We start from the raw sequence: 12,861 nt of genomic DNA on the forward strand, positions 1-12,861 counted from the left end.
CGTTCGGAGGCCGCGGCCCCGCCCGACGCATGCTCGTGGACGGATGGTCGGGATTCCTCCGCGAGAATGGACGGCATGGACTTCTCTCTCGAGTTCACGCCCGACCTCCTGGCCGTGTTCCTCACCCTGTTCGTGCTCGAGGTCGTGCTCGGCGTCGACAATGTCATCTTCATCTCGATCCTCGCCGCGAAGCTGCCCGTCGAGCAGCAGGCGAGGGCGCGCAACCTCGGCCTCACGCTCGCGATGCTCATGCGCGTCGGTCTCGTCTTCGCGGCCGGATGGGTCATCAGTCTGAAGACCGAGCTGTTCGTGCTGTGGGGCATGGGCTTCTCGGGTCGCGACCTGATCCTCATCGCCGGCGGGCTCTTCCTCGTCTACAAGGCGGTCACCGAGATCCACCACAAGCTCGAGGGGGCCGAGGAGCACACGACCGGAGCCGGCACGGCGACGTTCGGCGCCGTGATCGCGCAGATCCTCGTGCTCGACATCGTGTTCTCGCTCGACTCCGTCATCACGGCCGTCGGCATGACCGAGAACATGATCGTGATCATCACGGTCGTCGTGCTCTCGTTCGCCATCATGCTGTTCGCGGCGCGCTACATCTTCGCGTTCGTCAACGCGCACCCCACGGTGAAGATGCTCGCGCTGTCGTTCCTCCTGCTCATCGGCGTGTTCCTGATCGCCGACGGCTTCGGGTTCAAGATCGACAAGGCGCTCATCTACGTGCCGATGGCGTTCGCGATCTTCGTCGAGCTGCTGAACCTCGCCGCCGCCGCGCGCAAGCGCAAGCGCGCCGCCGCCAAGCCCGTCGAGCCGGTGCACCTGCACCAGCAGTACGTCGACGACACCGGCACGGTCAAGGAGGTCCAGCCGATCGAGTGACGGCCGGTTCTCCCGGGGCGGATGGCGCGTGCCATCCGCCCTTCGCGGTCTCTTCGGCGCGCGGCCCGGCGAGCGCGGCCCGGCCAGTGCGGGTCAGCGCGCGCGCAGGTACTCGAGCTGCGCGCGCACGGATGCCTCGGCCGCGCCCCGCACCGACGGGTCGACGTCGGCGTAGACGTCGTCGGTCACCGCCTCGGCGGTCGCGTCGGCGCCGAGTCGCGTGAGGGCGTCGCGGATCTGGTCGAGCCGCTCGGCGCGGTGCGCGAGGTAGGCGTCGCAGATCGCGGCGAGGTCGGGCAGCACCGGGCCGTGCCCGGGAAGGACGGTGACCGGGTGTCGGGCGCCGATCGCCCGCAGGCGTTCGAGCGCGTCGAGGTAGGGGCCGAGCGCGCCGTCGGGGTGGGCGATGATCGTCGTGCCGCGACCGAGCACGGTGTCGCCGGTGAGGACGGCGACGGGCGACGCGCCGGCGGGCGCGCCATCCGGGCCCGCGAGGGCGAAGCACGCCGAGTCGGCGGTGTGGCCCGGGGTCGCGAGCACCTGGAGCGTCATGCCGCCCGCCGTGATGCGCTCGCCGTCGACGAGCGGGCCGGCGCCGCGGCACCACGCGGGATCCACGGCGCGCACCGGCGCTCCCGTGAGCGCGGCGAACGCATCGACCGCGTCGGTGTGGTCGGGATGGCGATGGGTGATGAGCACGAGCTCGACGCCGCCCTCGGCCAGGCGGGCGAGGTGCCCGGCATCCGTGGGTCCCGGGTCGATCACGACCGACGCGCTCGCACCCGACGCCCGGAGCAGCCACGAGTTCGTGCCGTCGAGGGTCATCGGCCCGGGGTTCGGCGCACGCATGAGCGTCACGCCGTCTGGCAGCGGGGGAGCGTCGGCGGTCTCGGCCACCTCGGCAGTGTACCGACCGGCATAGGCTGGCGGCATGGATCGCGACGCCGCCCCCTCCTCCGTCGGATCGGCCGCGACGGTCGTGCTGCTGCGCGACGGCGACGGCGGGGTCGAGGTGCTGCTGGGTGAGCGGCCGCACGACCGCGGGTCGTTCGCGGGCGCGTGGGTGTTCCCCGGCGGGGCGGTCGACGATGAGGATGCCGCGGGCGAGCCCCTCGAATCCGCTGCGGCCGCGCGGCGGGCCGCGGTGCGCGAGACGCTCGAGGAGGTGGGCCTCGCGGTCGAGGCCGGCGCCCTCGTGGAGTTCGCGCTGTGGAGCCCGCCGGAGGGCGTGCCCAAGCGGATGCGCACGTGGTTCTTCGCCGCCCGCGCGCCAGAGGCGGAGCCGGTGGCCGCGGTCGACGAGCTCGTGGCCGTCGAGTGGCTGCGTCCGGCGGAGGCGCTCGAGCGGCATGCCGGCGGCGCGATGACCCTCTTCCCGCCGACGTGGGTGACGCTGCACGGCCTGGTGGGCGCGGCATCCGTCGCCGAGGCGCTCGACGCCCTGCGCGCGGCGGAGGCGCGGGCGTACGTCGGTCGGTTCAGCGCGGATCGCGCCACGCTCTACTGGCAGGAGGACGAGCACTTCGCGCCCGTGCCGGAGGGCGAGGCCGAGACGGCGGCCGTCGGCCGGGTCGAAGCCGCCGGTCCGCGCCACCGGCTGCTGATGCACCGGCTGCCGTGGGTCTACCTGCGCGCCTTCTGAGCGCCCGGCGCAGATCGTTCAGCGAACGGCCGTTCCGTGAACTATCCCTAGATCGTCTAGTAACGAGGTCGTGTAGTATCACTGAGATGACTGGCGAGCGATCCTCGGGGTACTGGTATTCCGCCGATCGTACGCGTCGCGGTGTGGCGGTCCTCAATGCTCTGCGCGACTATCGCGCCGCCGAGGCGGCGATGCGGCGGCGCACCAGGTCGGCCATGCGCATGGGCGAGACCGACCTGCTGGCGATCCGCTTCCTGCTGAAGCGGGAGGGCGAGGGGTCCTCCGTCAGCCCCAAGGACCTCGCGGCCCACCTCGGCATCTCCTCGGCCTCGACGACCGTGCTCATCGATCGCCTCGTCCGCAGCGGTCACGTCGAGCGGCGACCGCACCCGACCGATCGGCGCGCCCTGGTGATCGCACCGACCATCGCCAGCGACGACGAGGTGCGCGCGACGCTCGGCGAGATGCACCGGCGGATGATCGACGTCGCCGAGGATCTCGAGGCCGACGAGGCCGTCGCCGTGCTCGACTTCCTCGAGCGCATGCGCGATGCCGTCGACAGCGTCAGCGAAGCCGATCACGATGCCCGGCCCGCCGCACGCGTCTCCGCGATCGAGCGGGCGCGGTCGGTCTCCTGACCGCATGCCGTCGGCGTGCGAACGCCGACGAGGGGCCTGATCAGGAGATCGGCCCGCTGTCAACCCCTCGGGTCGGTGTTGCTGCAGATATCCGCTTTCGGAAGACTGCTCGCAGTGAGAGATGTTTCAGAATACTTACTAGATAGACTAGCGAAATGTCGCACCCACGCCTGATGCGGGTGCGCGGAACCGGTCTCCCCCGACCGTAGAGAAGAGGCCGCCATGCGCGAGTCGTCGTCCCCCGAGGGCCGGCCCGGCCCCTTCGGGTTGCCTGGCGTCGCCGGCGTCGGAGTCAGCACGGATCCCACGTTCCGAACCGATCCGTCGCGCCGCACCGGCCCGAGTGGCGCCGGTGCGATGAGCGATCCCGCCGTGCGCACCGACCCGAGCGTCCGCACCGATCCGAGCGCGATGCCGGTGGTGCCCGCGCCGGTCGAGCCGGCCCAGGCCGCGTCGGCCGATCCGGCACCGACGGGCGAGCCGCTCCAGGACCCGCCGCCACGGTACGAGTTCCTCGAGCACATCGGTTCGGGCGGCATGGCCGACGTCTATCGTGCGCGCGACAACGAGCTCGGTCGGCACGTGGCCGTCAAGCTGTTCCGCGACGCCGAGGAGTCGGTCTCCGACCGCCAGCGGCGCGAGCGCGAGATCAACCTCCTGAGCGGCCTCACGCACGTCGGGCTCGTGCCGGTCTACGATGCCGGGCGCCTGGTGCACGCGGGGGTCGAGCGCCGATACCTCGTCATGGAGCTCGTCGAGGGCCTCTCGCTCGCGCACCGGATCCAGGAGGGCCCGCTGAAGCCTCGCCAGGTCGCCGACATCGGCGCCCAGGTGGCCGACGTCCTGAGCTACGTGCACGGTCGCGGCGTCATCCACCGCGACGTCAAGCCCGAGAACATCCTCATCGACGAGACGCCCACCTTCGGCTACACGCTCATGACGCGGCTCGCCGACTTCGGCGTCGCCCAGTTCGTCGACGGCACTCGCCTGACGGGCCACGGCACGATCATGGGCACCGCCGCCTACATCTCGCCCGAGCAGGCGCGCGGCGAGGACGTCACCGCCGCGACCGACATCTACTCGCTCGGGCTCGTGCTGCTCGAGTCGCTCAAGGGGGAGCGGGAGTACGTCGGCACCCCCATCGAAGCCGCGCTGGCCCGCCTGCATCGCCCGCCCGAGGTTCCCGAGGCGCTCTCCGCGGAATGGCGCGCCCTGCTCGGCGCCATGACCGCCGACGACCCGGCCGTGCGCCCGAACGCCCACGACGTGGCGAGCACCATGCGCGACATCATCCGCACGATGATCGTCGAGACGCACGCCCGCAAGGGCCGCGTACCGACGTGGGCGCGCACCGAGGACCCGAACGCCGGGCGGAAGCGCGTGCTCATCGGCATCGGCGGCATGATCATCGGCGCCCTCGGCGTCGGCATCGCCGTGCTGGTCGGCCTCGCCGTCAGCGGGGTCCTCGCCTGATGCGGCTCCTCGCGCGCCGGCCGGGCACGGCCGCGCAGATGCCGTCGCAGCGCACGTTGGCGGGTGCCGCGGCGCGCCGACCGCTCCGCGACACGCCTCCCGCGTAGCGTCACGACCATGTGGAGACGCGTCGCCGGAGCGGTCCGGCAGCCCGAACCGACCGTGCAGGCGGAGGTCACCGCCGAGGCGAACCCGAACGCCCCCGAGGTCCGCGTGCGCGCGTTCCGGATGGGCTTCGTCGGGGCGGTCGGCGTGCTGCTCGCCGTGTTCCTCGGCGGCATCATCGGCCAGCTCAGCACCGTCATCCTCTACATCGCGCTCGCGCTGTTCCTCGCGCTCGGCCTCGACCCCGTCGTGAGCTGGCTGCAGCGTCGCGGGATGGCGCGGTGGGTCGCCATCCTCATCGTCTTCCTCTTCGTCATCGGCCTGTTCGTCGCGCTGATCGCGACCATCGTCCCGCTCGTGGTCGATCAGGTGACCACGATCGTCCAGAACTGGGACCAGATCGTCGAGGATGCCGCGAACAGCGACGTCGTGGCGTGGATCAGCGGGATCGCCGGCGGCACCACGTGGATCGAGGACGGCATCGCCTCGATCGGCGACTGGCTGGGCGATCCGCAGAACATCGGCGCGCTGACCGGCGGCATCCTCGCCGTGGGCGCGGGCATCGCGGGCGGGCTCACGGGGGCGACCATCGTGCTCATCCTGACGCTGTACTTCCTCGCGTCGCTCGACTCGATGAAGCGCTATGCGGCGCGCTTCGTGCCCGCGTCCTCGCGCAACGGCTTCGTCGACGTGTCGCAGGAGATCACCGGTTCGGTCGGTCGCTACGTCATCGGCCAGGTCAGCCTCGCATCCATCAACGGCGTGCTGAGCCTCATCTACCTGACGATCATCGGGGCGCCGGCGCCGATCCTGCTCGCCTTCATCGCCTTCCTCGGTTCGCTGGTGCCGCTGATCGGTACCCTCACGGGCGCCGTGATCATCACGATCTTCGCGTTCGCCGCGTCGCCCGCGACCGGCGTCGCGGCCGCGATCTACTACCTGATCTACATGCAGGTCGAGGCCTACGTCCTCAGCCCGCGCATCATGAGCCGCGCGGTCTCGGTACCCGGTGCGCTCGTCGTGATCGCGGCTGTGGCCGGCGGCACGCTCGGCGGCGTGCTCGGCGCGCTGGTCGCCATCCCGGTCGCCGCGTCGCTCATCATCATCGTGGAGAAGGTGATCTTCCCCCGGCAGGACGTCGCGTGAGCCGGGTCCGTCGCCGGGCGTCGGGGGCCGGGGCGGCGGATGGCGCGTCAGAACCAGATGCTGAGATGCGGGGTGCGCGGCGACGCGAACATCCGGTCGGCCAGGTCGAGCGCGCCGGCCGACGCCTCGGTGATCCGGCCCGCGCGGGCGAGCACCGATGGACGCACGCCGCCGAGGTAGATCGACGCGAGGTCGCGCACGTGCAGGCGGATCGAGCGCGGCGCCGCGGCGCGCGACGCCGACCGCGAACCGGTCGCCTCGCCGTCGGAGGCGCGGGCGCGTGATCGCTCGCGCTTGGGTGCGGGGTCGGCGGCCTCGCCGTCGGGGCGCGGCGAGTGCACCACCGCGCGGCCGTCGGCCGAGACGAGCAACGTGAAGCGGCCCCTGGCGTAGCCGAGCGGGTCGTCGATGTCGAGCACGAGTTCGCCCGCGGCGCCGTAGCGGCGCGCGCCGAGCGCGGCTGCCGCGTCGACGATGCGCACCCAGAGGTGGTCGGTGACGTCCTTCACCGTCACCGCGCGCGGGTCTTCGAGCAGCCACTCCAGCGGCTCGTCGACCGAGCGGAGCAGCCCACGCACGCCCGTGACGAAGTCCTGCTCGACGAGCACCCGCCAGAGCGCCCGCTCGGCGTCGTCGGTCGCCGCGGCGAGCACGTCGAACTCGGCCCAGCCGGGCTGGTTCGGCTCGCGCGTGACGCGGAAGGTGGCGAAGCCCTGGGGCTGGCCGTGCTCGTCGTCGTACCGGAGCGCGCGGAGCGAGCGCGACGCGTCGGACTCGGCGTCGACGAGCCCGAGCATGCGGTCGAGGGCACCGGGCCAGCGGTCGATCTCGCCCGGCGTGCGCGCGACCGCCCGTCGTGAGATCGCCGCCGCCTGCTCGCGGAGCACGCTCGCGTCGACGAAGTGGACGCGGCCCGGCGCCTCGGGCCCGACCCAGTGCGCACGGCGTCGCTCGACCTCGACCGTCGCGGCCTTGGCCGCGGGAGCGTAGCCGAAGCGGCCGTAGATCGTCGCCTCGGTGGCGGTGAGCATCGCGACGGCGGCGCCCGCGCGCTTCGCGGTCGCGATCTCGGCCTCCATGAGCGCCCGGGCGATGCCGCGGCGGCGGTGGGTGGGCGAGACCGTGACGGAGCTCACGGCCCAGCCGTCGACGCTCCGGCCGCCGGGGACGCTGAGCCCGGCGGGCCAGCTCGAGACGGTGCCGACGGGAACGGCGGGGTCGGGGATCGTGTCGTCGTAGACGCCGTGGACGCGGCGTTCGGACATGACGCGACGGTCGTAGTCGCGGCCCACGTCGCGCGGGCGGGCGTGGTGGAACCCGCGGTGGTCGGCCTCGATCCACGCGTCGAGCGCGTCGAGGTCACCGGGGTCGATGAGGCGGTAGTCGAGGCTCTTGGCGGCCAGCGCGGCCTTCGCATCGGGGTCGATCGGGAGGGAGCGCGGTTCGAACGACATCGATCCAGCCTAGCGATGCGAGACGGTTCACGGCACAATGGACGAGTGACCGGGCAAGCGCTTTCCCACATCGACCGGGCCGTCGACGGCCGACGACCGGCCAGGTCGGTGCTTCGGCTGCTCGCCATGCGCCGCGGCCGCGTCGCCGCATCCGTCGCCTTCTTCGCCCTGAAGGACACCCCGCTCTGGCTCATGCCGGTCGTGACCGCCGAGATCATCGACGTCGTCGTCGCCGGGGGGCCGGTCGGCTCGCTCGCGCTCTGGGCCGGCATCGCCGTGATCGCGCTGCTGCAGAACTACCCGAATCACGTCGCCTACACCCGGCTCTTCATGGGTGTCGTGCGCGACATCGGCCGCGACCTGCGCAACGCGCTCGCCGCCCGGCTGCAGGCGCTCTCGATCGGCTTCCACACGCGCGCCAACTCCGCGATCGTGCAGACCAAGGTCGTCCGCGACGTCGAGAACGTCGAGGTCATGCTGCAGCAGACCGCGCATCCCCTGCTCTCGGCGACCATGGTGCTCGTCGGCGCGATCGTGATGACCGCGATCAACGTGCCGCAGTTCCTGCCCGTGTACGCGCTCGCGATCCCGCTCGCGGTCGTGCTGCGCGCCATCCTGAACCGCCGCAGCCGGCAGCGCAACGAGTCGTTCCGGCGCGAGGTCGAGCAGTTCTCGGCGCGCGTCGGCGAGATGGCGACCCTGCTGCCGATCACGCGCGCGCACGGGCTCGAGCACGTCGCCGTCGGCCGCGTCGCGCGCGGCGCCGACGGCGTGCGACAGGCCGGATTCCAGCTCGACCTGCTGAACGGGCGGTTCGCCTCGCTGTCGTGGGTCTCGCTGCAGCTGCTCGGCGTCGGGTGCCTCGTGCTCGCCGCGTGGATCGCGGTCAGCGGCTGGCTGCCCATCACCGCAGGCCAGGTGGTGCTGCTCAGCTCGTACTTCGCGCTGCTCACGCAGGCCGCGACCGGCCTGCTCATGCTGCTGCCGATCGTCGCGCGCGGCACCGAGTCGGTCCGCTCGATCGCCGAGGTGCTGCAGGAGCCCGACCTCGAGTTCAACGCGGGCAAGCGGCCGGTCGACGCGGTCGCAGGCGGCATCCGGCTCGACGGCGCCGAACTGCGGTACGAGTTCGGCGAACCGCCCGCGCTCGACGACGTCGACCTCGAGATCCGGCCCGGCGAGACGGTCGCGTTCGTCGGATCGTCGGGTTCCGGCAAGTCGACGTTGCTGAACCTCGTGCTGGGTTTCGTGCGACCGACGCGCGGGCGCGTGCTGCTCGACGGCGTCGACATGGAGGAGCTCGACCTGCGCACGTTCCGGCGGTTCGTGTCGGTCGTGCCGCAGGAGTCGGTGCTCTTCGAGGGGACCATCCGCGAGAACGTCGTCTATGGGCTCGGCGAGGTCGGCGATGAGCGGGTGCTGCGCGCCCTGCGCGACGCGAACGCGCTCGAGATCGTCGAGGCGCAGCCGCAGGGCTGGGACACCGTCGTCGGCGAACGCGGCGCGCGGCTCTCGGGCGGGCAGCGCCAGCGGCTCTCGATCGCCCGCGCCCTCGTGCGCGACCCGCGCGTGCTCCTGCTCGACGAGGCCACGAGCGCGCTCGACCCGTCGTCCGAGGCGAAAGTGAAGGAGGCGCTGGCCCACCTCATGCGCGGACGGACGACGCTCGTCGTGGCGCACCGGCTCAGCACCATCCGCTCGGCCGACCGCATCGTCGTGCTCGAACGCGGACGCATCGTCGAGACGGGCTCGCACGACGAGCTCGTCGCCGCGGGCGGACGCTACGCCGAACTGCACCGGGTGCAATCGGCGTGAGCCCGGTGGTGCCGGTAGCCTGACCGCAGAGGGCTCAGGGGGAGCCCGCCGCCGGGGGTGCCGAATGGACTGGACCGATCGAGTGCTGGTGGACGGCTACGTCGTCGGCTACCCGCTGGTCTACAACCTCTCCTCGATCGCGTCCATCGCCGAGCACGGCATGGGCGCCGCCCTTCCCGCCCCCGGCTGGAACAGGTTCGCGTTCGCGTCCCGCCTCGCCCGGCCCGGGGACGCGTTCGTGAGCGTCAACAACGACACGCTGTACGCCATCGCGTTCCTCGACCTCTCGGGCGGTCCGCTTCGGCTCCACGTGCCCGACACCGACGGCGCCTACTACGTGCTGCAGTTCGTCGACGCATGGACGAACAACTTCGCGTACGTCGGGCGACGCGCGACCGGCACCGCCGAGGCCGAGTTCCTGATCGTGCCCCCCGGATGGCGCGGCGCGCCGCCCGACGGCGTGCGGGTGATCGAGGCTCCGACCGAGGTCGCGGCGATCGTCGGCCGGCTCGCGGTCGACGGCGAGGACGACCTGCCGAGGGTGCGACGCATCCAGGACGGGCTGACGCTCGAGCCGCTGCCCGAAAACGGTCCGCTCCGCGGCATCCCGCGCGGCCACCTCGCCGGACTGCCCGAGCACCTGCGACCGTGGGAGCTCATGCGCGTCTGGAGCCAGGCGTTCCCACCGGCCGCGGGCGACCGCGAGTACCTCCGGCGCTACGCGGCCTACGGGCTCGCCGATCGGGGGAACCCGTTCGGCATCGTCTCGCGCGAGCTCGACGCCCACCTCGCGCACGCGACCGCCGAGGGCCGCAACCGCATCGAGGAGCTCTCGAAGCCCGACCCGACGGCGGCCATGAACGGCTGGAACCTGCTCGTGCACGCGTTCGACTACAACCTCGACCACTTCGGCATCGGCACGATCGACGCGCCCGAGTGGCGGATCGCCGATCGCGAGCGGGCGTACGAGACCCGCGCGCGGTCGGCGCGCAACGGACTCTGGGGGAACCACGGGTACGAGGCCGTGTACGGCGAGGTGTTCGTCGACGCCGACGGCCGGCAGCTGAACGGTGCTGCCGCCTACGAGCTGCGCCTCGACGAGGAACCTCCGGCCGACGCGTTCTGGTCGGTCACCATGTACTCGATGCCCGACTTCCTGCTCGTCGACAACGCGATCGACCGGTACTCGATCGGCGACCGCACGCCGGGCCTCGTGCGCGACGGCGACGGGTCGCTCGTGATCCGGATGCAGCGCGACCGGCCCGACGACGACGCGGCGGCCGCGAACTGGCTGCCGACGCCCGAGGGCGACTTCCGGCCCATGGTCCGGATCTACCAACCCCGGGCGTCGGTGCTCGACGGCACCTTCCGGATGCCGGCGATCAGGCGCGTCGCCTGAGCGCGCCGCCTCCGTGTCCGCCGCCCGCCCGTTCACCGACTCACGCGAAACGGCCCCTGGAAGGGCCGTTTCGCGTGAGTCGGCTGAGCCCCTGAACCGACTCACGCGAATCCGCCCTTGGAAGGGCGGTTTCGCGTGAGTCGGCGGGGTGTGCGGGCGGGTGCGCGTCAGCGCGCGGGGACCTCGGCGGCGGTGCGGGCGGGCGCGGCGGCGAGGTGCGGGGCGACGACGGCGTCGAAGGATGCCGCGGTGCGGGCCACCACGTCGGCGAACGGCGTCGCCCAGATGTCGGCGTTGAAGAGCTCGACCTCGATGTCGCGGTCGTATCCCGTCGCCTCGACGGCCTGCGTGAATGTCGCGAAGTCGATCACGCCGTCGCCGGGGTAGTGCCGCGCGAGCAGCACGTCGGCCGGCAGCGGCGCCTTCCAGTCGCAGACCTGGTAGCTCGCGATGCGGCCCTCGCGCCCGGCGCGGGCGATCTGGTCGAGCGACTCGGGGTCCCACCAGACGTGGAACGTGTCGACCTCGACGCCGACGACCTCGGGCGCGAACGGCGCAGCGAGGTCGAGCGCCTGCTTCAGGGTCGACACGACGGCCCGGTCGGAGACGTACATCGGGTGCAGCGGCTCGATCGAGAGTTGCACGCCGGCCGCCTCGGCCTCGGGCGCGAGTTCGGCCAGCGCATCGGCCACGCGAGCGCGCGCGCCGACGAGGTCGGTCGAGCCCTCGGGGATCCCGCCCGCGACGAGCACGAGCACGGCGGTCGACCCGTCAGCGCCCGCGGCCGCGAGCGTCGCGGTCTCCTCGATCGCGCGGCGGTTGTCGTCGATCGATACGCGCCGCTCGGGCCCCTCGGCCATCGTGAAGAAGCCGCCGCGGCAGAGGCTCGTGAAGCGCAGCCCCGAGTCGGCCAGTCGAGCGGATGCCTCGGCGAGGCCGACTTCGTGGACGGGCTCGCGCCACAGGCCGATGCCCTGGTAGCCGCCGGCGGCCGTGACGTCGAGCGCCTCCTGCAGCGACGCGTGCTTGATCGTCGCCTGGTTCAGCGAGAGACGGGGGTGCGCGCTCATGCCGGGACCGCCTCGGTGGGGGCGGCGGCGACGGCGGCGTCCTCCGCGGAGGGCGCGGACGCGACATCCGTCACCGTCGTGTCGATGCCGTTGATCGTGAGCAGTTCGTGCCAGCGGGCCGCGGCGAGCTCGGGGCGCTCGAGCGCACCCGAGCCGTTCGCGAGCTCGACGATGCGCGACAGGTGGGGCAGGCTGCGGGCGGCGTGCAGGCCGCCCACCATCTGGAACGCGGCCTGGTGGCCGTTCAGCCACGACAGGAACGCGACCCCGGTCTTGTAGTAGTAGGTCGGCGCGGCGAACACCTGGCGCGAGAGCTCCTCGGTGGGGCCGAGGATGGCGCGGTAGGCCTCGACGTCGTCGGCGTCGAGCGCCTGGATCGCCGCCGAGGCGTTCGGCGCGAGGGCCGCGAACGCGCCGAGCAGCGCGTCGGAGTGCCCCTCGGAGTCGCCCTCGATGAGGCCGACGTAATGGAAGTCGTCGCCCGTGAACATCCGCGCCGACTCCGGCAGTCGGCGCCGCACCGAGATCTCGGCGTCGGCGTCGAGCAGGCTCATCTTCACGCCCTGGACCTTGTCGCGGTTCGCCTCGATGATCTGCAGGAGCGTGCCGGCCGCGGCATCCGTGTCGGTCGACCCGAAGTAGCCCTCGAGGGCGGGATCGAACGCGGGGCCGAGCCAGTGCAGCACGACCGGAGCGCTCGCCTTCGCCAGCACCTCGCGGTAGACGCGACGGTAGTCGTCGGCGTTCTGCGCCGCCCGCGCGAGGTGCCGGCTCGCCATGAGCACGGCGCCGGCGCCGGCATCCTCGGCGTGGTGCAGCTGATCGACGTAGGCGTCGATCACCTGCTCGAGCGAGATGGACTCGTCGCCGACGTGGTCCGTATTCACGCCGACGACGAGGCGTCCGCCCGCCGACGCCGCCTCGGCGGCGCTGCGGGAGATGAGTTCGCGCGTCGCGGCCGCATCGAGGCCCATGTTGCGCTGCGCCGTGTCCATGGCGTCGGCGACGCCCAGGCCCCACGACCACACGTGGTGGCGGAAGGCGAGGGTCGCGTCCCAGTCGATCTCGGCCGGCTGCCCCGGCGTGTTGTCGGCGTGCGCCTTCGGCACCACGTGGGCCGCGGCGTACGCGACGCGCGACTGCAGCGGGCGGCGAGGCCTGGCGAAGGATGGCGCGGGAGCCAGTGCGACGGCGCGAGTCGCGCCATCCGCCCCCAGCAGGGTGAGCGAGGTCATGG

The 12,861-nt window shown here is 72.5% G+C and carries 11 protein-coding genes; 7 read left to right on the forward strand and 4 right to left on the reverse strand.

Going from position 1 to position 12,861, the window contains the following annotated elements:
* Positions 1-75: 75 nt before the first annotated feature.
* Complete coding sequence (locus AC3RKB_RS10610) at positions 76-882, forward strand: TerC family protein (protein ID WP_491436112.1); 807 nt, start codon at positions 76-78, stop codon at positions 880-882.
* Positions 883-975: 93 nt separating this feature from the next.
* On the opposite strand, the gene AC3RKB_RS10615 is transcribed toward AC3RKB_RS10610, so the two are convergent.
* Complete coding sequence (locus tag AC3RKB_RS10615) at positions 976-1,731, reverse strand: MBL fold metallo-hydrolase (RefSeq protein ID WP_491436810.1); 756 nt, start codon at positions 1,729-1,731, stop codon at positions 976-978.
* 82 nt (positions 1,732-1,813) lie between these two features.
* Here AC3RKB_RS10615 and AC3RKB_RS10620 point away from each other — a divergent pair, with 82 nt between their 5' ends.
* From AC3RKB_RS10620 to AC3RKB_RS10635, 4 genes are all read left to right on the forward strand, one after another.
* Positions 1,814-2,524 carry an NUDIX hydrolase gene (locus tag AC3RKB_RS10620; protein ID WP_491436113.1) on the forward strand — a complete coding sequence of 237 codons (711 nt, stop codon included), beginning with the start codon at positions 1,814-1,816 and terminating at the stop codon, positions 2,522-2,524.
* Between the two features lie 86 nt (positions 2,525-2,610).
* Complete coding sequence (locus tag AC3RKB_RS10625) at positions 2,611-3,162, forward strand: MarR family winged helix-turn-helix transcriptional regulator (protein WP_491436114.1); 552 nt, start codon at positions 2,611-2,613, stop codon at positions 3,160-3,162.
* A gap of 357 nt (positions 3,163-3,519) precedes the next feature.
* Positions 3,520-4,635: a serine/threonine-protein kinase gene (locus tag AC3RKB_RS10630; RefSeq protein WP_491436115.1), complete on the forward strand. Its 1,116-nt coding sequence runs from the start codon at positions 3,520-3,522 to the stop codon at positions 4,633-4,635.
* Between the two features lie 117 nt (positions 4,636-4,752).
* The gene (locus AC3RKB_RS10635; protein WP_491436116.1) at positions 4,753-5,886 is read left to right on the forward strand and encodes an AI-2E family transporter; all 1,134 of its coding nucleotides are present in this window, start codon (positions 4,753-4,755) and stop codon (positions 5,884-5,886) included.
* Between the two features lie 47 nt (positions 5,887-5,933).
* On the opposite strand, the gene AC3RKB_RS10640 is transcribed toward AC3RKB_RS10635, so the two are convergent.
* Positions 5,934-7,340 carry a GNAT family N-acetyltransferase gene (locus AC3RKB_RS10640; RefSeq protein WP_491436117.1) on the reverse strand — a complete coding sequence of 469 codons (1,407 nt, stop codon included), beginning with the start codon at positions 7,338-7,340 and terminating at the stop codon, positions 5,934-5,936.
* A 45-nt stretch (positions 7,341-7,385) separates the two neighbouring features.
* On the opposite strand from AC3RKB_RS10640, the gene AC3RKB_RS10645 reads away from it, so the two are divergent.
* Together AC3RKB_RS10645 and AC3RKB_RS10650 are read left to right on the forward strand one after the other, a co-directional pair.
* Positions 7,386-9,155, forward strand: coding sequence for an ABC transporter ATP-binding protein (locus tag AC3RKB_RS10645; RefSeq protein ID WP_491436118.1), 1,770 nt, complete (start codon positions 7,386-7,388; stop codon positions 9,153-9,155).
* 64 nt (positions 9,156-9,219) lie between these two features.
* Complete coding sequence (locus AC3RKB_RS10650; RefSeq protein WP_491436119.1) at positions 9,220-10,554, forward strand: DUF1254 domain-containing protein; 1,335 nt, start codon at positions 9,220-9,222, stop codon at positions 10,552-10,554.
* 167 nt (positions 10,555-10,721) lie between these two features.
* On the opposite strand, the gene AC3RKB_RS10655 is transcribed toward AC3RKB_RS10650, so the two are convergent.
* Both AC3RKB_RS10655 and AC3RKB_RS10660 read right to left on the reverse strand, forming a co-directional pair.
* Entirely contained in the window at positions 10,722-11,624 is a 903-nt protein-coding gene (locus AC3RKB_RS10655; protein WP_491436120.1) for a sugar phosphate isomerase/epimerase family protein, read from the reverse strand.
* On the reverse strand, positions 11,621-12,859 hold the full coding sequence (locus AC3RKB_RS10660; RefSeq protein ID WP_491436121.1) for a DUF993 family protein: 1,239 nt from the start codon (positions 12,857-12,859) through the stop codon (positions 11,621-11,623). The genes AC3RKB_RS10655 and AC3RKB_RS10660 overlap by 4 nt, the downstream gene beginning before the upstream one ends.
* Positions 12,860-12,861: the final 2 nt, after the last annotated feature.

The organism is Agromyces capsici (assembly GCF_058349965.1).

Bases quoted from the DNA above. Each gene is read 5' to 3' on its own strand.
- AC3RKB_RS10610 (WP_491436112.1), top strand. From the start codon at position 76: ATGGACTTCTCTCTCGAGTTCACGCCCGACCTCCTGGCCGTGTTCCTC.
- AC3RKB_RS10615 (WP_491436810.1), bottom strand. From the start codon at position 1,731: ATGCGTGCGCCGAACCCCGGGCCGATGACCCTCGACGGCACGAACTCG.
- AC3RKB_RS10620 (WP_491436113.1), top strand. From the start codon at position 1,814: ATGGATCGCGACGCCGCCCCCTCCTCCGTCGGATCGGCCGCGACGGTC.
- AC3RKB_RS10625 (WP_491436114.1), top strand. From the start codon at position 2,611: ATGACTGGCGAGCGATCCTCGGGGTACTGGTATTCCGCCGATCGTACG.
- AC3RKB_RS10630 (WP_491436115.1), top strand. From the start codon at position 3,520: ATGAGCGATCCCGCCGTGCGCACCGACCCGAGCGTCCGCACCGATCCG.
- AC3RKB_RS10635 (WP_491436116.1), top strand. From the start codon at position 4,753: ATGTGGAGACGCGTCGCCGGAGCGGTCCGGCAGCCCGAACCGACCGTG.
- AC3RKB_RS10640 (WP_491436117.1), bottom strand. From the start codon at position 7,340: ATGTCGTTCGAACCGCGCTCCCTCCCGATCGACCCCGATGCGAAGGCC.
- AC3RKB_RS10650 (WP_491436119.1), top strand. From the start codon at position 9,220: ATGGACTGGACCGATCGAGTGCTGGTGGACGGCTACGTCGTCGGCTAC.
- AC3RKB_RS10655 (WP_491436120.1), bottom strand. From the start codon at position 11,624: ATGAGCGCGCACCCCCGTCTCTCGCTGAACCAGGCGACGATCAAGCAC.
- AC3RKB_RS10660 (WP_491436121.1), bottom strand. From the start codon at position 12,859: ATGACCTCGCTCACCCTGCTGGGGGCGGATGGCGCGACTCGCGCCGTC.